The 21,664-nt window shown below is 58.5% G+C and carries 24 protein-coding genes; 13 read left to right on the plus strand and 11 right to left on the minus strand.

Annotated features, from left to right (window positions below):
* Positions 1 to 121: 121 nt before the first annotated feature.
* Both HQL63_11960 and HQL63_11965 read right to left on the minus strand, forming a co-directional pair.
* Positions 122 to 1,660, minus strand: coding sequence for a cobalamin-dependent protein (locus tag HQL63_11960; GenBank protein MBF0177543.1), 1,539 nt, complete (start codon positions 1,658 to 1,660; stop codon positions 122 to 124).
* The gene (locus HQL63_11965) at positions 1,657 to 2,409 is read right to left on the minus strand and encodes a 1-acyl-sn-glycerol-3-phosphate acyltransferase (GenBank protein MBF0177544.1); all 753 of its coding nucleotides are present in this window, start codon (positions 2,407 to 2,409) and stop codon (positions 1,657 to 1,659) included. The genes HQL63_11960 and HQL63_11965 overlap by 4 nt, the downstream gene beginning before the upstream one ends.
* Positions 2,410 to 2,522: 113 nt before the next feature.
* Here HQL63_11965 and HQL63_11970 point away from each other — a divergent pair, with 113 nt between their 5' ends.
* The 8 genes from HQL63_11970 to HQL63_12005 all read left to right on the plus strand — a co-directional run bounded on the left by HQL63_11970 (position 2,523) and on the right by HQL63_12005 (position 12,618).
* Entirely contained in the window at positions 2,523 to 3,359 is an 837-nt protein-coding gene (locus tag HQL63_11970) for an RNA polymerase factor sigma-32 (protein ID MBF0177545.1), read from the plus strand.
* On the plus strand, positions 3,356 to 4,249 hold the full coding sequence (locus HQL63_11975; protein ID MBF0177546.1) for a polysaccharide deacetylase: 894 nt from the start codon (positions 3,356 to 3,358) through the stop codon (positions 4,247 to 4,249). Before HQL63_11970 ends, HQL63_11975 begins: the two co-directional genes overlap by 4 nt.
* Positions 4,246 to 4,722, plus strand: a complete 477-nt coding sequence (locus tag HQL63_11980; GenBank protein MBF0177547.1) for a hypothetical protein — start codon at positions 4,246 to 4,248, stop codon at positions 4,720 to 4,722. The genes HQL63_11975 and HQL63_11980 overlap by 4 nt, the downstream gene beginning before the upstream one ends.
* Complete coding sequence (locus HQL63_11985; GenBank protein MBF0177548.1) at positions 4,719 to 5,609, plus strand: class I SAM-dependent methyltransferase; 891 nt, start codon at positions 4,719 to 4,721, stop codon at positions 5,607 to 5,609. Before HQL63_11980 ends, HQL63_11985 begins: the two co-directional genes overlap by 4 nt.
* A 123-nt stretch (positions 5,610 to 5,732) precedes the next feature.
* On the plus strand, positions 5,733 to 7,613 hold the full coding sequence (gene asnB, locus HQL63_11990; GenBank protein MBF0177549.1) for an asparagine synthase (glutamine-hydrolyzing): 1,881 nt from the start codon (positions 5,733 to 5,735) through the stop codon (positions 7,611 to 7,613).
* A complete protein-coding gene (locus HQL63_11995; GenBank protein ID MBF0177550.1) occupies positions 7,610 to 8,875 on the plus strand; it encodes a glycosyltransferase in 1,266 nt (421 codons plus the stop codon). The genes asnB and HQL63_11995 overlap by 4 nt, the downstream gene beginning before the upstream one ends.
* 10 nt (positions 8,876 to 8,885) lie before the next feature.
* Positions 8,886 to 10,463 (plus strand): hypothetical protein, encoded by a 1,578-nt coding sequence (locus HQL63_12000; GenBank protein ID MBF0177551.1) that lies wholly within the window; start codon positions 8,886 to 8,888, stop codon positions 10,461 to 10,463.
* Positions 10,464 to 10,581: 118 nt separating this feature from the next.
* On the plus strand, positions 10,582 to 12,618 hold the full coding sequence (locus HQL63_12005; protein ID MBF0177552.1) for a hypothetical protein: 2,037 nt from the start codon (positions 10,582 to 10,584) through the stop codon (positions 12,616 to 12,618).
* 136 nt (positions 12,619 to 12,754) lie between these two features.
* On the opposite strand, the gene HQL63_12010 is transcribed toward HQL63_12005, so the two are convergent.
* The gene (locus tag HQL63_12010) at positions 12,755 to 13,402 is read right to left on the minus strand and encodes a hypothetical protein (GenBank protein MBF0177553.1); all 648 of its coding nucleotides are present in this window, start codon (positions 13,400 to 13,402) and stop codon (positions 12,755 to 12,757) included.
* A 247-nt stretch (positions 13,403 to 13,649) separates the two neighbouring features.
* Between HQL63_12010 and HQL63_12015 the strand changes: the two genes are divergently transcribed.
* Both HQL63_12015 and HQL63_12020 read left to right on the plus strand, forming a co-directional pair.
* On the plus strand, positions 13,650 to 14,009 hold the full coding sequence (locus HQL63_12015; protein MBF0177554.1) for a hypothetical protein: 360 nt from the start codon (positions 13,650 to 13,652) through the stop codon (positions 14,007 to 14,009).
* 21 nt (positions 14,010 to 14,030) lie between these two features.
* Positions 14,031 to 14,966 carry a glycosyltransferase family 2 protein gene (locus HQL63_12020; GenBank protein MBF0177555.1) on the plus strand — a complete coding sequence of 312 codons (936 nt, stop codon included), beginning with the start codon at positions 14,031 to 14,033 and terminating at the stop codon, positions 14,964 to 14,966.
* Between the two features lie 10 nt (positions 14,967 to 14,976).
* Here HQL63_12020 and HQL63_12025 read toward each other — a convergent pair whose 3' ends face one another.
* From HQL63_12025 to rpsF, 7 genes are read right to left on the minus strand one after another with little or no spacing between them, the layout of a single operon-like run.
* Complete coding sequence (locus tag HQL63_12025) at positions 14,977 to 15,270, minus strand: hypothetical protein (GenBank protein ID MBF0177556.1); 294 nt, start codon at positions 15,268 to 15,270, stop codon at positions 14,977 to 14,979.
* Between the two features lie 57 nt (positions 15,271 to 15,327).
* Positions 15,328 to 15,567: a zinc ribbon domain-containing protein gene (locus HQL63_12030; protein ID MBF0177557.1), complete on the minus strand. Its 240-nt coding sequence runs from the start codon at positions 15,565 to 15,567 to the stop codon at positions 15,328 to 15,330.
* Positions 15,568 to 15,604: 37 nt separating this feature from the next.
* On the minus strand, positions 15,605 to 16,057 hold the full coding sequence (locus tag HQL63_12035; protein MBF0177558.1) for a 50S ribosomal protein L9: 453 nt from the start codon (positions 16,055 to 16,057) through the stop codon (positions 15,605 to 15,607).
* Between the two features lie 6 nt (positions 16,058 to 16,063).
* Positions 16,064 to 17,035 (minus strand): DUF2232 domain-containing protein, encoded by a 972-nt coding sequence (locus HQL63_12040; GenBank protein ID MBF0177559.1) that lies wholly within the window; start codon positions 17,033 to 17,035, stop codon positions 16,064 to 16,066.
* A 49-nt stretch (positions 17,036 to 17,084) separates the two neighbouring features.
* Positions 17,085 to 17,471, minus strand: a complete 387-nt coding sequence (locus HQL63_12045) for a 30S ribosomal protein S18 (protein MBF0177560.1) — start codon at positions 17,469 to 17,471, stop codon at positions 17,085 to 17,087.
* Entirely contained in the window at positions 17,458 to 17,859 is a 402-nt protein-coding gene (locus HQL63_12050; GenBank protein MBF0177561.1) for a single-stranded DNA-binding protein, read from the minus strand. Before HQL63_12050 ends, HQL63_12045 begins: the two co-directional genes overlap by 14 nt.
* 8 nt (positions 17,860 to 17,867) lie before the next feature.
* Positions 17,868 to 18,335 carry a 30S ribosomal protein S6 gene (rpsF, locus tag HQL63_12055; GenBank protein MBF0177562.1) on the minus strand — a complete coding sequence of 156 codons (468 nt, stop codon included), beginning with the start codon at positions 18,333 to 18,335 and terminating at the stop codon, positions 17,868 to 17,870.
* A gap of 71 nt (positions 18,336 to 18,406) precedes the next feature.
* On the opposite strand from rpsF, the gene pgeF reads away from it, so the two are divergent.
* Positions 18,407 to 19,228 (plus strand): peptidoglycan editing factor PgeF, encoded by an 822-nt coding sequence (gene pgeF / locus HQL63_12060; GenBank protein ID MBF0177563.1) that lies wholly within the window; start codon positions 18,407 to 18,409, stop codon positions 19,226 to 19,228.
* A complete protein-coding gene (locus HQL63_12065; protein MBF0177564.1) occupies positions 19,116 to 20,003 on the plus strand; it encodes a lytic transglycosylase domain-containing protein in 888 nt (295 codons plus the stop codon). Before pgeF ends, HQL63_12065 begins: the two co-directional genes overlap by 113 nt.
* Positions 20,004 to 20,259: 256 nt before the next feature.
* Here the strand turns inward: HQL63_12065 and HQL63_12070 are convergent, their stop codons facing one another.
* The gene (locus tag HQL63_12070) at positions 20,260 to 20,628 is read right to left on the minus strand and encodes a hypothetical protein (protein MBF0177565.1); all 369 of its coding nucleotides are present in this window, start codon (positions 20,626 to 20,628) and stop codon (positions 20,260 to 20,262) included.
* Positions 20,629 to 20,982: 354 nt separating this feature from the next.
* On the opposite strand from HQL63_12070, the gene HQL63_12075 reads away from it, so the two are divergent.
* On the plus strand, positions 20,983 to 21,519 hold the full coding sequence (locus HQL63_12075; protein MBF0177566.1) for an EF-hand domain-containing protein: 537 nt from the start codon (positions 20,983 to 20,985) through the stop codon (positions 21,517 to 21,519).
* Positions 21,520 to 21,664: the final 145 nt, after the last annotated feature.

Here is a 21,664-nt window from a genome sequence, read left to right on the forward strand (position 1 = left end):
CTGCGCCCTTCCTCCTGGTGGGGTTCGGGGCGAAGCCCTGACAATGGCTTTCATATCCAGATTTTTCTTGAAAGGGTGCTGAATGGTTACGCATATCCAAGCTTTTTTTGAAACGGCAACGTCACGTTTCGCTGCCAGTCTTGGATAACAAGGCTGTCTGCCGGTCACCATGTCGGTTCAACCAGCGCACCCCGACCGTGATGACCCGTCCCAGCAGGCGTGGCTCAAAGAAATTGTTCCAATAATCAAACCGAAGACGCAACAAAAGTGGCAAAAAGAGGATCCTGACCAGGAAGCGGCAGATGATTTTCCGTTTCAAGGAGAAATGCGGCGGGCCAAAGTCGTGGATGAAACGGAAGCGACAGTTGAAGAAAGCCATGATGCCCCTGGAGAAAAATGCCGCCTCATCCAGGTCGGTATCGGCATGGATGGATGAGAAAAAGCGCTCATCGCTGCCAAGGGCAAGGTAACTCTCCAGATCCATGTCGGCTCGGGTGGCCGGGTCCAGTTCATAGAGTCTGGAGCCCGGATAGGCGCGATAAACCTGCGGCCCGCAAAAGTAGACATTGATCTGCCGACTCAGGTAATCCATCATTTTTATGGTGGCAATACGGTTTTTTAACGAATCTCCCGGAAAATGGGTAATAAAACTGGTATCCACAGCCATATCGACACCGCTTTCTCGAATGATGTCGATTGCGCGATGAATATCCTTCTCCTTGACGCCTTTATGGATGATGCGATTGCGGGTCGTCTCGTCTCCGGCCTCCAGGCTCATGGAGAGACAATAACATCCGCTTTGCTTCAATTCGCGCAAAAATTCCGGGGTGATAAAAGAATCCCCGAAATAGTTGTAACGACAATTGCCAGCCCATTTGACACCCATTTCCCGGGTCATCCGGCACCAATCCCGCACCAGGGTTTGGTCGCCAAAAAAGTCGTCATCATGGGGTTCCAGAACGTCGATGCGCAAATCCTTGACCCAAGGCTGACACTCCCGGCGAATTTTGGCGATGCTCTTTTTTCTGGGTTTAAAATGCAGCCTGTTCAGGAAAGAGTGAATGCAGAAGCTGCAATTCCAGATGCACCCTCTTCCTGTCAAGACGGTGAGGCGCCGCACCTTGCATCGCGAGTGGGGGTCTTCCCAGGGGATATATTTTTCGATATATGGCAGCAGGCCATAATCGACATCCAACACGCTTTCGAGGTCGTCAATCATGTATGGCGACGCGGCGACAACGGCGCCCTGATCAAACAGGGTAATCCCCGGTATGCCAGAGGGTTTCTCTTCGCCCTTGTCAAACGATTTCAGAAGATCAATAAAGGGAAATTCGCCCTCTCCCGACACGACCAGGCTCTCCGGATAACGTTGCAGGAGTGACGCCGGGTCCATCAGGGGATGGATTCCGCCCCAGACGATCTTGCAATGTTTTGTCAACTGATCGACCAGGGGAACGGCAGCCTTCAGCTGCGCCGTCATGACCGACACGCCGACCACATCATATTTTTTCAGGCGTTCGACATCGAGCTTGTGGAAATTTTGATCGAACAGATCGCACTCATGGCCGGCGTGCCGGGTGGTGGTGGCGATGGAGAGCAAACCATGGGGAATCGCTGGCATGCCTGAGTTCAGATCAGGATTGATCAGGGCAACCTTCATGACGACTCCTTTGCGGATTCTGCCAAACCTGAACGGGTGATCTCCGCCATCATGCCCTCGATGCTGCCTTGCACCTTGTCCAAAACTTCCTGCCGGGCGCGACGGGAAAGGCCCTCTGTCAGGACAGGCTGGCCAATACGGACCTGAATAACCCCGGGATGCTTCAAAAAGGCGCGTCGCCCCCAATACTCCCCGGCGTTATGGGCCACAGGAACGATGGGTACGCCGGCAGCCATGGCGAGGCCCACCCCGCCAGCCTTGTACTCTCCGACACTCCCCGGAGCGACCCGCGTCCCCTCGGGAAAAATCAGCAAAGATATGCCACGGCGAAAATTGTCCTGCCCCTGCCGGTGCAGGCTCTTCATGGCTTCGATACCGTGGGAGCGGTCGATAAAAATTTGTCCGGAAGCCTGCAAAGACCAGCCAAAAAAGGGGATATGTTTGAGATTGTGTTTCAATACCCAGACAAAATTTGGGAAAAAATTATGAAAAACAACCGTTTCCCAAGCAGACTGATGTTTGGACATGATGACGAAAGGGGGGGATGGCAAATTTTCCACCCCTTCCAAACGGTGGTGCAAATGGCAGATCCACCCCAACATGCGGCTGTTGTAACTGGCCCAGTGGCGTGTCAAACGCTGCCGGAAGGCCAGAGGGGCCACGGGCCAGAGCAGGACGATCAGCAGGGAAAAGAAGAGAATTCCCAAAACGAACATGATGAAAAACAGCGTGGATCGAACGACGATCATACCCTTTTTCCCCATTGCAACCGGATGCGTTTCGATCAAATATTCCCCCAGTGTGGGGCAGGAGGCAAAATCATTGCAACCCGAAAAGGGAGAATCCACTCGTGACCCGTGCCATGGTTGCCGTTGACCAGCTTGAAGAGCTGGAGGTTTATTGGACAGAGATCAACCGGTTTCCTCTGCTCACCCAGGAAGAGGAGTACACCCTGGCGGTACGTTTCCGAGAGCATGCCGACCTGGAGGCCGCCCACAGGCTGGTCTCCTCCTATCTGCGTTATGTGGTGCGTATCGCCCGCGAGTATCACGGCTACTACGGGCTGCGCCTGATGGATCTGGTCCAGGAGGGTTCCATTGGCCTGATGCAGGCCGTCAAGCGGTTCGACCCCCACAAAGGGTTTCGTCTTGCAACCTATGCGCTGTGGTGGATCCGAGCGGCCATCCAGGAGTATATCCTGCGTACCTGGAGTCTGGTCAGGATCGGAACGTCGACGGCCCAGCGCAAATTGATCCACCACCTGCGCCGGATTCGCCAGCGGATCGACTCCCTTGACACCGCTCAGGCTGAAGAGCTGGCCGGATCGCTTGGGATAGACTCCCGGGCCGTCTGGGAGATGGAACACCGCTTGGCCGCTCCAGATGAGAGCCTGAACCGTTCCCTCGTTGACGGAGGAGAGGATGTGCAAAATCTGCTCATCGACTCCCGCCCCAACCAGGAGTTGACGCTGTTGGCCTCCGAAGAAGCCATGTGGCGTCACCGCCTCAGCAACGAAGCACTGGCCACGCTGGACCCCCGCGAGCGTCTCATCGTGGAGCAGCGCATCATGGCCGATACCCCTGTCACCCTGGAACAGATCGGAGAGCAGATGGGCATCTCCCGTGAAAGGGTTCGACAACTGGAAAAAAGATCCCTGGCCAAGATGCGCCGGGCCGTCGGGGACGTTCGCGCACCGTGATCGTTGGCAAAATCAGCCGGATGGTGTCCGATCCCATGCATGTGGCATGGGTCCAGTGGGGACGATGGCACCCCGACTCCCTGTTTGCCCGCTACCACCGCCTGGCAACGACGGTCGGCCTAAAGCGGGTTCATCTGATCCTCTCCTTCGACTGCGACATACCGGATGATGCCAAGGTGGCATGGGATGTCCACTCCAGGTTGCTTGACATGGGGTTGTGCCCGGACTATGCGGTCCCGGGGGAGGTGTTGTTGCAGGGAGAGAAGGTCTATGGCCGCATTCGTGCAACCGGGGCGCGTTTCCTCAACCACGGCTATTACATGCACGCCCGGTTCGTCGAGGAGTTGTGCCAATTCGAGAGTTGTTTTTTTTACGATCAACTCCCGTTGGCCAAAGTGGCGGAAGATGTCCGGCGTGGCGATGCCTGCCTGCGGGAGGTGATAGGGGAGAGTCCGGAAGGATTTCGCGCCCCCCACTTCGGGACGTTCCAAAAACCACGGCAACTCCGCTTCCTTCACACCCTCTTACGCGAGTTGGGGTACAGATACTCCAGCTCCACCGTACCGGAGGCCGCCTTTCGCCATGGGCCCGTCATCCGCACCCACGGATTGTGGGAGATCCCCATCTCGGGCATGGCGACGGAGCCCATGAGCATTTTTGATACGTGGGGTTTTTTTCGCGCCCCAAACCGCCCCTACACGGCTGCCGACTATGGTCAGGAAGGGGAGAAGCTGGCCAGACGTTATGCCACCCTGCCAGCCGGCATCCTGAACCTGTACGGAGATCCGAGTCAGATTTACAACTCCCCGATCTTTTTTGCCACCCTGGCCCGATTGGCCCAGGTGGCAACACCCACCACGTTTCACCAACTTTTGGACCAATTGCCTTGAACGCACCGGTCACAGGCCTTTTCCACCCCTGGGAACCACCCCCCAAACGGTTGGGGATGGATCTCTGGCGTTGGGCCGTCTGGTTCAAGGCCAACCCCCGGGACGAGGCCACCATGCATACCCTTTTCCGGCAGCGATTTCCGGAAGGGCAGTTCATTCCCATCCAGAAGCAACCTGGTTGGGAGAAGCATGTGGGTCGGAGTACGCAACTGGTTTTGCTCTACCCTGACGCCATCGGCCAAAAGTTTGCCTCCCTGGAGCGACAGATTGACCGATACCGGCCTCCGGATTGTACCCTGTGGGTCTTGAATGGACGGGGACGATGGTTCCGCCTGGATGGCACCACCAGACGATCCTTGTGGTGGCGGCGCCGACTGGAGCGCTCCATGCTGTTGGAGGTGTGCCTGCTGCCGGTATTTTTGCTGGTCACCCCCCTGTTGCTCGGTTATGACCATCTGCGGGGACGACGATGAGCGAGGCGATCCGGAGCTGGTGGAACCGGCATCCCATGACCTATGGGGAGGTTCACGGGCAATCCTGTTATGGTGGCGAGGAGCAGGCTTTTGGCACCCTGGAATTTTTTACCAGGCTGGACGCCGTCTTTCACGCCTGGAACCACCCCCTGCATGGAGAACGCCCCTTTTCCCGCCTCTTCCCCTATGACCGATATGGATCCGGAAGCCGCATCCTGGAGGTGGGGTGTGGTCTGGGAACCATGGCCATGCATTGGGCCAACGCCGGCGCCATGGTCACGGCGGTCGACCTCAACCCCACCGCCGTGGCCCAGACGCAACGCCGCTTTGAACTCATGGGGTTGTCGGGGGATGTGCGCGAGGCCGATGCCCGTCATCTGCCCTTTCCGGATGACCATTTCGATTATGTCTACAGTTGGGGCGTCCTGCACCACTCACCCGACATCGAACGCTCCGTAGCCGAAATGATGCGGGTTCTGCGGCCTGGCGGGGGGTATGGCATCATGCTCTACCACAGGCGTTCCATCCTCCAATGGTATATGACGGACTATCTGGAGGGATTTCTGCACATGGAGAGGCGTTTTCTCACCCCGTTGCAGTTGGCCAGTCGCTACGGCGACGGCAGTCGGCAGGAGGGGAACCCCCATACCTGGCCTTTGACGCGGCAGGAGCTGCTGACATTGTTGGCCGACCACAGTCCAGATCGGCAGGTGCGAATCTTGGGGACGGATCTGGACTCCATCCTGCGTTTCCTGCTGCCCGGCCTGGGGTTACTGCTGCCGGCCTGGGCCAAAAAGGTGTGGGCCCGCCGCCTGGGGTGGAGCCTGTGGGCCTGGGGACACAAAAATGGCACGCAACCATTCAGCACCCTTCCAAAAAGAGTTTGATATGGCAGACTTTGTCAGGGCTTCGCCCCGAACCCCACCAGGACGCTGCCCTGGACCTGCCAGGGAGCCAGCCCCCTGGATCCCGATGCGTTGCCAGACGCTGAATCGTTACGGCGGCGCATCATGTGCGGCATTGTAGGTGTCGCCGGGGATTTCCCGGCGGAGGAAGGCGCCGGACTGGTGTGCAAAATGAACCAGACCCTTCTGCACCGAGGACCGGACGGCGAAGGTCACTGGTCTACGAACCGTTTTGCCTTTGCCATGCGCCGCCTGAGCATCATTGACCTGGCCACCGGGCAACAACCCATGTGGACTCCGGACGGGGTTGGCATCGTCTTCAATGGTGAAATCTACAATTACCGCTCCCTGCGCCACGAATTGGAAGGACATGGGTACGCCTTTGCCACCCGCTCGGACACCGAGGTGCTGCTCAACCTGTACCATTGTTTCGGCATCGCTGCCCTGCAACGCCTGGAGGGGATGTTTGCCTTTTGCCTCTTCGATCCTCGCTCCGGAGTGGTGCATCTGATTCGGGATCGGATGGGGGTGAAGCCCCTCTACTATGGCGCCTTTGCAGGACGCTTCTATTTTGCCAGCGAAATGAAGGCCATTCTTGCCGGGTTGTCCCAACGCCCGGACATATCCCGAACGGCCATTCACCACTATCTCACCCTCCGCTATGTGCCCGACCCCGACTGCATCTGGCACGGTATGCACAAACTGCCGCCAGGACACCGGTTGGAGTATCGCCTCGACGGCAGCGGCTGGCATGTCGAACCCTACTGGTCGGTTCATTTCCACGCCGAGCCGGAAGCGCAGGAACGCAATTACGTTGCGGAGTTCCGGACACTCTTCCTGGCTGCCGTGGAAAAACGCCTGCTGGCCGCCGATGTGCCTGTGGGCGTATTTCTGAGCGGTGGACTGGACTCCAGCGCCGTCAGTGCCGCTGCCGTGGCGTTGGGGCACAAGGCGTTTCAGACCTTCTGTGTCGGATTTGTCGGCGATCCTACCCATCAGGACGAGCTGCCCTGGGCGCGTCAGGTGGCCCGGCATCTCGGATCGCAACACCACGAGGTCACCCTCGACCAGACAACTTTTTTGGCCACCCTGCCCCAACTGGTCCACGCGACAGACGAGCCTCTGGCCGACTTGACGGCCATCCCGCTTTACCATCTCTCCCTTCTGGCGCGGCAGCACGTCAAGGTGGTTCTCTCTGGAGAGGGGAGTGATGAAATCCTGGCCGGCTACGACCTGGAACGATCGATGGCCAAGTTGTTTTATCTTGGAAAAACAATCAATTTTATACCATCATCCCTGTTGCGTGGCCTGTCACACCTGCTGCCCCGGTACCGGCAGCACCTGCACGCCCTGGCCCGGGGCGACCTGGCAGCCCTGCCGGCAGCCCTTCCCTTGCATATCACGCGGCACTGGTCCGAAGCGGAAAAAATGCGGCTGTGGAGACAACCCCCATCCGTTCTCTCCAGTGAAGAGTTGATCCGATCCTGGTATCATGCCGCCCCGGGCGCATCGGCCCTGGACCGTATCCAGGAAGTTCATTGCCGATCCTGGTTGGTAGAAAATTTGCTGATGAAGGCGGATCGGATGAGCATGGCCGCATCCCTGGAGCTGCGCACCCCCTTTTTGGATCACACCCTCGTCGAGTGGGCAGCGCGTCTCCCTTTGACCTGGAAAGTTGGTGATTTCAGGCAGGGCTTCTCCTCCAAACGGATCCTGCGGGAGTTTGCCGCCGGACTTCTCCCTCCCGCCGTCGTTGCACGTCCCAAGCAGGGGTTTCCCGTGCCCGTCTACGGCTGGTTGCGGGAGGAACCCATGAGATCCCGAGCCAGGGAGTGGTTGCTGGAACGCGGCGCACGTCTGCACACCCACTTCGATCCAGCCATGATCGTTCCGGTTTTGACTGCGGCCCGGCGCGGTGATATGGCCGCCGCACACCGGATCTGGATCCTCATCATCCTCGAAGAGTGGTTGCGGGTGTGGTCATGAGGGCCCTGTTTCTGACCTACTGCTACCCACCTCTTCGTTACCCGCGTTCCATCCAGATTTCCCGTTTGGTCAAATTTCTCGATCACCCGGTGCGGGTCGTCTGTGCTGCGGGGCGGGCCGGCGAACCCATCGACCCAACCATTGCAGGCACGGATGAGCGCTCTCACGACATACGGCGCTTGTCCGAAGCGGGTTGGCAGCAATTGTTGCACCGCTACCGGGATCTGCTGTTACCCCAGTATTGGGGCATACCCGACGCCAACCGGAGCTGGGCCCTGCGTGCCGCAGGTACCATTCTGACCAGAAAGTGGGTGGAGGAGATGGACCTCCTGGTCACCTTCGGTCAGCCCATGTCCACCCATCTGGCCGGCTTCGAAATTAAAAGGCAAACGGGCATCCCGTGGATGGCCCATTTCAGTGATCCATGGGTGGACAACCCCCTGGATGGTTCACGTGGCATGGAGATCTGGCTGAAACGCCGGATGGAACATGCCGTCATGGAACAGGTTGACGGGGCCGTCTTCACTTCTGCTGAAACCGTGGATCTGGTCATGGCCAAATATCCCCTCGCCTGGCGTCACAAGGTTGGCGTGGTGCCGCACGGGTTCGATCCCGACCCTTTTCCTGCCTGCACGGAACGGTGTCCCGGCGAGCCTGTCGTCTTGCGTTATCTCGGAAATTTTTACGGCAACCGGACCCCCCATGCCCTGTTCCAGGCCTTGGAGCACCTGATACGCCAGCAACCCAAGTGCCTGGAAGGGGTGCGCGTTGAGCTTTATGGCGATTTCTCCCCCACGGTTTTTGCCCGCACCGGGCTGCAATCCATGATCTCGCGGACGGTCACGATCCATCGCCCCGTCACGTATCAAAAATCCCTGGAGCTGATGGCTTCGGCGGATTTGTTGCTCGTTTTGGATGCCCCGGCCCAAACCAGCGTCTTTCTTCCCAGCAAGCTGGTGGACTATATCGGCTCCGGGCGTCCCATCCTGGGACTGACCCCACCCGGGGCTGCGGCCTCACTCATACAAAGTATGGGAGGGTGGGTAGGCCCACCGGATAACCCGGAACAGGCAGCAAAAGCCCTGAGTCAAGCCATTGCATGGTTGCAAAACCACCATCAAACTCTCCCCTGGGGGCAGGAGAGCGTCCGCCAGCGTTATCACGCCCGGCATGTTGCACATCAGATGGCCGACTTGATGCTGAAGGTCACCAGAAAAGAGCCCCTCTTGCCCACAGGAGAGGTTCAAGGAGCGGAAGGATAGGGAAATCACCATGTTCAGCCTGGAAGCCTGGGCCAGTTTGCCGCCGGTCGTGGCATTGTTTCTGATCATTCGTCTCTTCCCCTACTGGCATCTGCGCCAGCGCGGATGCGACCCGTATTTTTTCCTCTTGTTTGCCGATCCCTTGCGCCCGGAAAATCCCCGCGAAAATCCCGAGTGCGCTGCTTATGCCATCCTGTTGAAGGCCGAATCGATGCGCACCCTGAGGAGGGGCATGCGCCAGGAAAATGCCCCGTCAGGCATGGCCGCAACCAGCCCGACCCTGTTGCCCGGATTGCCGTTCCTGCTCTCCTGGCTACCCTGGACATGGTTGCGACAGACCTATTGGCTGATCAACCACCTCCTGGATGCCCTATGCATGACCGCCCTGTTTTTACTGGTCAGATCAGAGCTGGGAAATTGGCTTGGCTATCTGGTGGCCCTGCTTTATGCCCTCAGTCCGGCTTTGAACTCGGAGTTTTGCCGTCTGACATCCCGTTCCCTGGCCATGCCGTTTTTCCTTCTCGTCCTTGGCAACACTTTCAGCTGGCTGCAAAGTGACCATCGACTTGCGTTCTGGATATCCGTGGCATCCTGCCTGGTTCTTTTCCGTACCCACCACCTGACGGTCCGGGTTCTTTTGTTTGTCATGCCATTCTTGGGCATGACCCTGCAAGATATGCGTTGGCCGTTGCCCATGCTGCTGGCATGTCTGCTGGTCGCCTTCGTCGACAGGCGCCTGTTCTTGACCGTCTTGGGTTATCCCTGGTCACAGGCTCCGCTCCGCGAAGGGCACCTGCTCTCCCTGAACGGCTCCTGTTTTACCGCGCAGACAAGGGCCACTTCACTCCTGTCGGGCATGACATCCCTGCGCATGTTGTTTCGCCGCCATTATCGGCAGGCCAAAGTGGTGTTCCTCATGAATCCGGCTGCCCTGGCCGTGGTGATCTTTTTCACGGACCGTCCCCCTCATTACGATCTGGTTCACCTCATGATCTACTGGGTGATGGGCGTTTATCTCCTGGTCGGATTCTCTCTGCTGTTTCCCGTCATGCGCCGCATGGGGATCCGATTGAACGTGGTCCAGTATGCCGAATGGCCCTCCCTGTTCGTCACCGTGCTCTATCTGGTCAAAGGGGGCACCAGCGTGCAACATTGGCTGCTGCTCGCCCTGTTTCCACTGCTGCATGTGCTCAATTATGCTGTACGCCTCTTCTGGCTGCGTCAGGCTGGTCCAGCCTGGTGTGGCATGGAGACCCCGGCCCTCCTCTCCCTCATGGAGCGGATCACCCGGTTGGAGCGGGCTCGCATCCTCTGCTTCCCGGCCATCCTGACCGGTCTGACGGCCTATCGTACCGGCAAGGCTGTCCTTTGGCCATCGCAGTTTCCCGGCATACCTGGCGATGAATCCCTGGGTGCCGTGCTGGCACTGCCCGTAACTGCGATGGCACACACTTCACGGGTGACACACCTGTTGTTGGATCAAACCTACCTGACGCTGGTGGAGTTGGGATTGCCGGAATCAGGCGTACAGGCCAGGGAGGGACACTTCCTCCTCTATGCCTTCCAGCCCGAACCGATCGCCAACTGAAAACAAGGCCATAGCCGAATGAAATCGTTCACCTCTTCCGAGGTGTCGTGGTATGTTTGTTGCTCTGGATTCGACCAGGTGCAGCCAACGTCCGTGACACAGCAACCAGGAAGTGGCCATGACAGAACGAATGGAAGCAATTCCCTCCCCGATCCAGATGCGTTTCAGGTTTCAAGTATACGGTGTCACTGCCAGTCTGTTGTTTTTGTTGCTGGTCAGCACCTTCCTGCTGCTGGGCGGAGGGACACGGAGTTCGACCCGGGGGGGAGAGATGGTGCGACTGCTCCTGGATCTGAGCCGGAACATGGGACGCCTGGAGGGCATCCGCCTCCAACAATTGCTCCTCCTGGAACAGGCGCTGCACGCTCCCGGCAGTGATGATACCCGAACACAGTTCCAAAAAATCTCGGTCGAGGCGGGAAAACTCTCTGCCAGCCTTCAGGCCGGAATGAAAAAGATGCACCATCAGGTTGCCACACCGGACATGGCCAGGGAGGGGCAACGCATCAGCCAGCACATCATCGCAACGGAAAAGGGGTTGCGTGGTTTGGCAGAACAGGGAATTCAGGTGCTGGATCGGGTTCACCAAAATGATCTCGAACGAGGCCGGAGGGCGTTGGAGGAGATCACAAAACAGTATGGATCGCCATTCAAGGATTGGGAGCAGGCACAGGCTGCCACGAGTTCATGGGCCAGTCAGCTTGCTGGCGCCATTCCACCGGTCAAGGACAAAATAAAGATCCTCTCCTGGCTTCTTCTGTTTTTCGGCGTGGTGATCGGCGTAGGCATCACGTGGTGGGTCGTCCGCCAACACGAGCGTGCATTGTCGGGGTTTTCCCCGTCGCGACAAGATTTGGCGCTCCCTGCCGCCGGGAAGGGCGCCCCGATGGGACGGATCTCCGAAAAAGGTGGTTTCCCCCCCCAGCGCCACGAGATGATCGAAGGGATCGAGGCCCGACTGTCTCAACTGGAAATTTTGAGCGAACCACTGCAATCTCTCGCCAGCAACCTGTCGTCGCACGTCCAGGAGATGACGCGAGGGGCCAAGAAGGCCATCTACGATGCCAGCGAGATGCGCACCAACATGACCACCATCAATGCCTGGGCTGAAGAGTCCAACGAGCATATGCATGTCATCTCCAATTCGGCAGACGAATCCAGTCAAAATATGCAATCCATCAACAAAGCCTCCGAGGATGCCAATACCGCCCTGAAAATGGTGGCGGAATCTTCCGAGCAGGCCAGTATCAGCATGAACTCCGTGCGCGATGCTGCCGAGCGAACCAATCGCAATCTGAACGAAGTGGCCCGTTCGGTGGAGGAGTTGAACCGTTCGCTGATGGAGGTGCGCAAGCAGTGTGAAGCAGCCGACAAGGAGTCCGAACAGGCCAGCCATAATGCCCGGAACAACTCCGAGGTGATGGCCAATCTGGCCAAGGCTGCGCAGGAAATCGGCAAGGTGATCGAGCTGATCAACGAAATCGCCGATCAGACCAACATGCTGGCCTTGAATGCCTCGATCGAAGCAGCTGGGGCCGGTGATGCCGGCAAGGGATTCGCCGTGGTGGCCAACGAAGTCAAAGAGTTGGCTCGTCAAACGACTGACGCCATCAGGCTGGTGGGTGACAGCGTCGACGAGATCCAGGAAAAGACCTCCGAAGCCACCAAAGCCGCCCATGAAATGGCGCGCAACATTGAGCGAATCAGCCAATCCAATCGCGAAATTCTCCACACCGTGGATAGCCAGAGCAACAATATTCAGGCCGTTGCCAAAGCGATGGAGGCCGTGGCGCTGGAAAACAGCGAAGTGACACGCCTGGTGGGCGAGTCCAGCGGCGGCATCTCCGAGATGAGCCGTAACGTCAACGAAATTTCCGAAGGCATTGCCGAAGTGACACGCAATGTGACCGAAGCCACGGAAGGCATCCATCGCATGTCCACCGGTGTCGGAGAGATTGCCCGAGGTAACATCGAAAACTCGCAGAACGTTGGCGACGCCGCCAGTTCGACCACAGGGGTGATCAGCAGTATGGAGATGGTCCATACCACCGCAGAAAAAGTGGGTGAGATGGGGAACGGGGTCACCACCCTGGCCGAAGGGTTGAACAACACCATCCGGGAGTTGCGCCAGATACTGGGCGCGACGCAGGGGTAGGACGCTGGGTGCGATTTATTGCGCTTCTTGCATAAAAGGCCCGGGGAGCGGGCACGCCGCAACGCTGGGTGCGTTTTTCAGCTCCCAGTGTCGCAGTGTCGGGCGTATGGCAGACCTTCCAACCGGATGGACCGCGCTACTGAACTTTCTTCAAAGATTGTTCAATCTTCTCCGACATGGAGGAGATTTCGCTGATAACCCGATCGATATCCCCCGCCAGCTCTCGCGCCACCCGGGCAGTACTTTTGACTTCCCCTGCCACCACGGCGAACCCCTTGCCGAATTCACCGGCCCGGGAGGCCTGAATGCCGGCATTGATGGCCAACACTTCAAGCTCATTGGAAATTTTTTCGATGCCGTGCAGGGTCTTGGAGACATCGCGCGTGTTGCGGTCTATCTCCCGACGCACCCCGGAAAGATCCTTGAAAACCTGCTGGTTGGTGGTGCCACGCTGGTCTTCCAACACTGCAAAAAACAGCAGGGTCGCGGTGCCGCTGACAATCTCGCCATGTTGCTTGTTGGCAACGACCTGGGCCATGATCTCCTCGTCACCACTGGCATCAACGATAAAATCCACAGGAATGTTCTTTACTGCGGACTCGATGTTGGTCAAAGTCTTGATGCCCAGGAGCTTGGCCTTGGTCATGCCCGGCGAGTTGGTGTTGGTATCCACCACATAGAGGAGTTCGACACGATGGCTTCCGGAAAACAGTTGCAACAATCGGGCGGCATTGTCACCCCCGCCGACGAGGCCGACGGTCTTTTTTTGTTCGTTGTCTTCCATCCTTGAGACCCCCAATCGATAGGTCGCTCCGGATCACGGTCGCGGGAAGTGCCCGGGAGAGGAGCATTGCATGGCGTTTGAATGACACACACGGAGAGGGCGCCGCCGCAACCCTGCCCAGACAAAAAACCCAGCGTGCCGTTGATGACACGGCACGATTTTACAGCAACACTTATACCACCGTCGGTCACCGGGGCAAACCCGGTACGTTCATCCTGACACCTCATACCGACACATGGAGGTTCCCTTGGACCTGTCACCCTTTGAAAATTTGCCCACCCTGTCCCGGGAAGAGGCAGCCTGGCTGGTGGGCATCACCCCGGAGGCCTACGACCGATTCATGGTAAACAGCAACGCCAAAATGACCGATGGACACATTGCCGTTTTGGACCTGCTGCGTGCGGGTTTTGTGCTGTTGAGCCGCAAGGAAGCCCAGGCCGCCATGCTGGGACTTCAGTTGAGCCGCTCCCTGGAACGGGAAAAAAATTTAGCCACCACCCTGCAATCCAGCGTCTTCGGTGACGCCTTGCCCATTCCTGTCACCGAAGAGTGTCCCGACACCTTTACGCCGGAAAAAAAGAAGAAAAAAAAGAAGAAAAAAAAGTAACCATCCACAGGAGAGATACACATGTCGGGGCGTGACACGTCACCCATTTTATCGGCAGCAGACGCCCTACGCCGCAAGGGGCGGGAAGGACCACGACACCCGGCATCCTTCCAAACCAGCGCAAACAAAATCCAGCCCGGATTGACCTCGATCCTGGTTCCGGTGTTCAACAATCTGCAATGCCTGAACCTGCTTTATCGCTCCCTGACCGCCCAAACCATGGACGAGTCCGTCGAGTTGATCCTCATCGATAACCACTCGACTGAGCCGGGCATGGATGACTTTTATGACTCCATTCGCATGGATCCTCGCGTCACCATCATCCGCAACGCCGGCAACCTCGGCTTTGGCCGGGCCAACAATTGCGGTTTGCACCATAGCCATGGTGAATTCATCGCCCTGATCAATTCAGACATGTTTTTTTTCCAGCCGTGGCTCTCCCCCATGCTGGAGACTTTCGCCGCCGACCCCCTTTGTGCTGCCGTCCAAGGCATGGTGCTGCTGCCCGAGGAGAGCGCATCCCTGGCCGAGTGGAAAACGCAAACCTGCGGCGCCCGGTTTGATGCGGCGGGTCTGCCCCAGTACCACCTCCCCGGATATGACCCCGATGCCCCCGAAGTGCAGAACCTGCAACTCCTGGAGGCCTTCATGGGAACAGGAGTGGTTTTACGACGCTCGGTATTGGATGCCGTCGATTTTTTCGACGACGCCTACGATATCGTCTTCATGGAAGACACCGACCTCTCTCTGCGCATCAGCGCTGCCGGATACCGCATCCGGTTTGAGCCCCGGGCCAGGCTGATCCACCTGCACAACGCCTCCATGCCCTATCTGACACAGGAGGAGTACGACCGCTCCCGCATCCACAACACGCAGCTGTTCCGCCGTAAATGGCCTGTGGAAAAGATTTTGGAAATTTTGGCCGCCCAGGGGTTCCGGGCCAAGCCACCCGCATGACAGACGGGTATCAGCGGTCTTTGTCGACGATCAGGTTGGGGTTGGCCGGATCGATGATCGGCTCCACCCTGGGCTTGCCGGCGAGCCAGGCAGCCAGGGGCCGGATCGCCGGCCTGGGCGCAGGGGTCTCCTCTTGCGCGGGAGCGCCGGACCCAGACTGTACCTGGGAACCCCCCGAAGAAGAGTGATCGGACTCCCCGGATGTGTGACGCATCGCAACGTGACTCCCCGTCTGTAATACCCGATGGCGCGACAGGGCACGACCATTCGGAACCCTTATGGCGCCGCCCCCTTCCGGACCCATGACGGGCCTCCCCGTGGTGGCGTGCCGCACACCGACGAGGAGACCCCGGGTACTTTCCTAGAGACCGCACATGCCACCACCACAACCACCTGACGGGCAACCTCCCATGGGCGGCATGGCGGGACGGCTGTCTTGTTGTCCCAACTTTGTGGATCCAAGCAACCCTCCGGTCGAGAGGATTTTGCGCAGCTTCTCCTCTCCACATCCCGGGCACCGGGTAACTATGGGGCCCGCCATGGGATGGTCGATCTCAAACCGCCCATGACAGGCATCACATTTGTAGTCGTACAGGGGCATGGGAACCTCTCCTTCAATGGCATGTTGCTGAAAACGATTATGCCTTGACGCTCCGATCAACGCGCACGGTAAAGGGGACGATCACGTCGGGATGGAGACGCATGCGACCGGAATGTTCACCCAAGGTGCGGATGGGGCTGCCCAGTTCGATCAGGCTGCGGGAGACTTCGAGACCTTTCTCGCCCAGAAATGCAGCGATATCGGCGTTGGTGACGGAGCCGAACAGTTTGTCCGCCGCACCAGCCGGACGCTCCAGAACGAATTGCACCTCGGCAATCCGCAAGGCCAACTCTTCGGCCTTGGCCTTGACCTCTTTCTGGCGCTCCTCGAAAGCAGCCCGCTGGGCCTCGAAGTGCGCAATATTGTCCCGCGTGGCCGGCAAAGCCTTGCCGCTTGGAATCAAAAAATTCCGTCCATAGCCGTTCTTGACCCGGACGACATCGCCCAGATTGCCAAACCGGCTGATTTTTTCCAGAAGAATGACTTCCATGAACCTTCACTCCCCGGAGGCGTTTTTCCCCTCCGTCCCTTGCAGATATCGATGACGGAAATCGAACCAGTTATCCAACAGGCCGATCACCATGACCACGAGAATCACCTGTGTCCAGATCAGGAGGAGTGCAAAATAGACCCCCTGCAACATGGCGGACACCCTGAATTTTCGCATGCCCCACTGGACCACCGCCAACCCCTGAAAGAGGGAGGGAAGGGCCAGAAACAGTCCCAGATTCAAACCCAGGAATCGCCAATTGCCCGTGGCAAAGAGGGCCAGGACGGTTGTGACGATGAGGGGCCAGACCAAAAAAAACGGCGCCCGGAAGGTGGACAGATCTTCCGGGACGATTTGAAACACATCGCGATGACGCACCAACAGGCTCCGGGCCAGGAGCAAATTGGCGCTCAAAACCAGAAACCAACCACCCAGTCCCATGGCAGGAAGGAGACGCGCCATCATGTGAACCATCTGTTGCATCTGTTCCTTGAGAAGCGCCACAGCTTGCAGTTCCATCCCCTCGCTTTTGGTGAGCGAGGCAAGCAGGAGATCCCGGGAGGGACCAACACGACTTTCCAGCGAGCTCTCCAGAGCGGCAACCATGTCGATACCCATCGCACTCGCGGCGACCATTCCCAGGAGCATCAGGGCTGCGACGATGAAATAACCGAGAAAAAGACACTGGCTGATTTTCCACCCATCCCGCAGCAGACGGGCCATCAACAGGGGGATGCCGCAGAGGAACAAGAAGGTGACCAGCGAGCCGGTCAGATTCCCGGTCAGCAGGATGGCCAGGGTCAGAGGGATCATGCCCGCCATCAGCCCAACCCGCTCTCCCTGACGCAGGGCGACCAGGAGCAACGGCAAAGGCACCAACAGCTGCAAGGGCGCCAACAGCGGCATGAGCAACGGTCCCAACCAACAAAGAGCAGCCACCAGCCCGGACCCACCCGGCGTTGCCAAAAACCTGTTCATTCACCTTCTGGTACTCTGGTTTGCCATCGATATGCCACAGCCGCTCCCATCAGACCAGGAATGGCAACAAGGCCAGATTGCGCGCCCGCTTGATGGCCTTGGCCAACGACCGCTGATGCGGCGCACAAACGCCCGTAATCCGGCTGGGAACCATTTTTCCCCGCTCGGTGATAAACCGCAACAGCAACTTGGGATCCTTGTAGTCGATGTGGACCGTTTTGTCGGCGCAGAACAGACAAACCTTGCGACGGCGAAAGAACGGACGCCGAAAACGACCCCCCTCACCGCCAGCGCCAGGAGCGCCTCCACCACCGTTACCGGCGCCAAAACCGCCGGGGGCGCCCCCACCAGGGCGGGTGGTGCGGGGACGGCGTCCAGCGAGGCCGCCTGCCCCTCCGTCGTGACTGGAACCACCATGAAAATCACTCTTCTCCATAAACCATTTCCTTTTTCGATTGGCCCCCGGCAGAACCCGCAACTTCGGGGTCAGCCGGGGGTTTGGATTCGATATGCCTGGCAACGAGTTCGGTGCGTCCCCAACGGGTTTTTCCAGCACGAATCCAGCGGCGCTGATTCAAGCGGCCTTCCACCCGCAGATGGCTCCCCGGAGGCAACGTTCGACACGCTTCCGCCAGGGGTCCGATCGCCAGGACAACCATGCGCAGCTCGTACCGGGACAGGGGCTGGACATCCACCATGTCGGAACGATGCTCCACCTCCAGGGTGGCCAGGGAGAGCCCGGTCGGGGTGGTCTGCATCGCCGCCGGCTCCAGGAGGATCCCCTCCAGGATGGTTGCGTTCTCCGGAACGACCAATGCAGGCATCCGCCCTCTTACCGCTCCGCACCCTGGAGATCGCCGCCATGGACATCCATGTCGTCGTCATCCCCGTGCAGTTCATGATCCATGACGAGCTCATGGTCGAGCGGGGCATCCTCGGAGGTTGAACCATCCCGGACTTCCCGACGCGGTTCCTCGCTGCCAATAGCCGCAAGGGGTGTCGCCGCCATGGAAGCTTCGTGAACCCGGACGTTTTGAAATTTCATGACGTCCTCGTCGATTTTCAACCGGGACTCCAACTCCGCCACCAACTGGCCACCCCCCTCAAGAACATGAAAAACGTAGAAACCTTTGGTATTCTTTTTGATGGGATAGGCAAGCTGCCGCCGGCCCCAAAGTTCTGTCTTGAGGATTACGCCCCCGTTGTTGGTAACGATGTCACCAACCCGCTTGTTGATTTGTTCCACCTGTTCTGCGGCCAAGTCCGGGCGCAGAATATAGATTGATTCGTAAAAAGCCACTGGCACCTCCTTTCGGCTGTCGTCAAAGCCCCAGGAGGATCCTACCCCCGGAGCAAGGAGTCACGCTGTACATGAAAAGCGATCATCATGACCGATCCGCAAAAATATTGCCAGGAGATATCCCACTGCTCCCCATGAATCCTTTACCCCACATGCAGGGAGTCCGATTTTTTTTCACCACGCGCCCGCATGGCGTCAGCCAGGGGAGCTACGACAGCCTGAATCTGGCCGACCATGTCGGAGACCACCCGGAGTCGGTCCGGCGCAACCGCCAGCGCCTCATGCGTCTCCTGGATCTCCCCGACGAACGCCTGTGTCTGCTACGCCAGGTCCATGGAACCCGGGTTCACCTCACATCGGACGTGCATCCAACCCCCCCTCCGGAAGGGGATGCCCTGGTGACGGACCAACCTGACCTGGTGTTGGGTATTTTGACCGCCGACTGCGCACCGGTCTTGCTGGCGGACCCCGTGGCACGGGTGATCGGAGCCGCCCATGCGGGGTGGCGTGGGGCCGTGGCAGGCATCATCACAACGTGCCTGGAGGCCATGTGCCGGCTCGGGGCCCAGCGGCATCGGGTCGTCGCCGTGATCGGCCCGTGTATCGGACCCTCCACCTTCGTCGTAGGCCCGGATGTTTGGGAACAGTTCTTGCGTGTCTCCGTCGACCATCGGATCCACTTTGCCAATGCCCCGGAAACCGGGCGTTACCTGCTGGATCTGCCGGGTTTCCTGAAATGTCAATTATCCGATAACGGCCTCGTTCCAGACCGGATACACCATGCAGATCTTTGCACCTTTCGTCAGGAAAAGCTTTTTTTCAGCCACCGGCGCTCCACCCAACGTGGAGAGACAGCCTGTGGTCGGCAAATGGCTGGCATTCTCTTGGCGTGACCATCGTTTCCTTTTTCAGGCAACCTGGGCCTGCATGCTGCTCTGGCTGTTTCTGATCAATACCCCCTCGGCCTGGAGCCGGACGCCCAGCATGGAGCACATGATCCAGAAAGCGGCCCACCACCACAACCTGGACCCGGCCTTGTTGAAGGCCGTGGTGGCTGTGGAGTCGGATTTCAATCCCCGCTCCGTCTCGTCCAAGGGCGCCTTGGGGCTGATGCAATTGATGCCTGGCACCGCACACGACATGGGCCTCGCCAACCCGTTCAACCCTGAACAAAACCTCCGTGCAGGGGCCCGCTACCTGAAATTGATGTTGGAGCGATTTCCCACCCTGCCCATGGCCCTGGCCGCCTATAACGCCGGCCCCACCTGTGTGGACAGCTATGGCGGCATCCCTCCCTATCCGGAGACCCGGCAGTATATTCGTAAAGTCCTTGAACAATACTGGCGCAACGCCAATGCCTCCCTGCTTGACGGCAGCCATGGCATGGACCAACCCGACTCCCCTCTGACCATACGACGGGGACGGGGCCGCGTGGTGTTGTCCGACAGCATTCCTTTGCGCCCTGACAGCCCGATCAACCCCCGCATCATCATACGTCGATCCGGTTCCGGGCAGGAGCCACCCTCCCCCATCCAGCTGACCCAGAACGAGGAGGAGGCCACCCTGCAACGTGAAGGCACCCGGCTGGTCTCCTCAGGCATCTACATCCATCAACGCCTGGAAGACGACATTCCCATCATCCGCCTGGAACGGAGCCGCCGCCGCTGAGTCGGCAGAGAATTGCACCCCTCCATCGCCCAAACCAGAACCCTTCAGGGTAACTATTCAGCACCCTTTCAAGAAGGGCTTGGACATGAAAGCCTTTGTCAGGGCTTCGCCCCGAACCCCACCAGGACTCCGCCCTGGACCTGCCAGGGAGCCAGCCCCCTGGACCCCGATTGTGGTCGGGTGGTGGATCGTTACCCTTCAGGTAACGATTCACCACCCTTGCAAGAAAAGCCTGGATCAGAACCATCCCGAAAGATCAATCCGACCAATTGGCATATTTGCTGCAAAGCCTGTCCAACTTTTTACCGGCATCGGTTTCGGAAAACTTGGCCAAATGGCCTTTGAAATCTTCTGGCGTCTCATTCCACATGCAGATGCAAAACGCTTCGGCCTTTGATTGACCATCGATGGGGCTCAACTCTCCGCCACCTTCCCATTTCTTCATGGCGTAGATCTTGCAGTTTTTGTATTGCGCGTCATCTGCGGGGACTGGATTATATTGATCCGGCGCTGCGAGAAGGATGCCGCTTTGAAAAAAGATGGCCAGACCAAGCGAAGCGATTCCAAGTACTTTCATGTCACATGCTCCATTGAATGTGCAAGGGCCAGGTGTCGTTCCTGCCAAGAACCTCATCCGGCCTGATGATGGGGGATGTCCCGGTCTCTGAATAGTGCCATACCCAGAACGGGCGCCTTGATTATCCTGCACCACCTGATGATTCGAGTAAAGACCCCATATGTTTTTCTCTTCCAGGCACCCCTCCTGGACAAGCTGCCGGAGACAGGGTGGTTGGTTGAACTCTTGGGACGAGCATTTTGCATTGGTTTACAACCAAATCTTGGCACATGTATTGCGTAGCACTTAGCCGTTCCGGAAATGTGCCGCAACCACCCTGACCGGGACGTGAGCCTCGGTCAACCAAAAGGGTTGTCGCAGTCGCTCCGGATGGAACACCGACTCCGATCAAGGGAAGCAAAAATGACGACAGATTCGATAGGCAACTTCGGAAACATGGGGCAGACACGCGGCACGCATGGCCTGTGGGGCAAACGCAAGCCGCCCACACCCGATGACCTCATCAAAAAGATGGACAAGGACGGCAACGGCACCGTGAGTGCCGATGAAGCCAAAGGCCCTCTCGCCAAAGATTTCTCCAAAGTCGACGCCAGCGGCGATGGTCAGATCGACAAGGATGAAATGAAAAAGGCGATGGACACCTTCCGCCAGCAGATTCAATCCGGCGCAGGCAAGGGCGGGCCCGGCTACAGGCTCTCACCAGCTGACCTGTTCAAAAAGCTGGATACCAACAACGACGGCGTTCTGGGATCCAGCGAGGCCAAAGGGCCTCTGGCCAAACATTTTGGCAAAATCGACACCAACAAAGACGGAAACATAGCCTTGCAGGAGTTGGAAGATCGCATCAAAAAACTGCAATCCAGCTCTCTAAAGGGTAACGACGACTCCGAGCAGAATGGCGCCATCGGCGGCACCTCCAGCGACGGCGGCAGCACCTGACCAGCACATCAGGCCATGATTCCCGCGGGCCACGTCGGCGCTCGGGCAACTATTCACCACCCGGCCACGCATCGGGGCCCAGGGGGCTGACTCCCTGGCAGGTCCAGGACAGAGTCCTGGTGGGGTTCGGGGCGAAGCCCTGACA

The organism is Magnetococcales bacterium (assembly GCA_015231175.1).
In the GTDB taxonomy this organism is placed as follows: Bacteria; Pseudomonadota; Magnetococcia; order Magnetococcales; family DC0425bin3; genus HA3dbin3.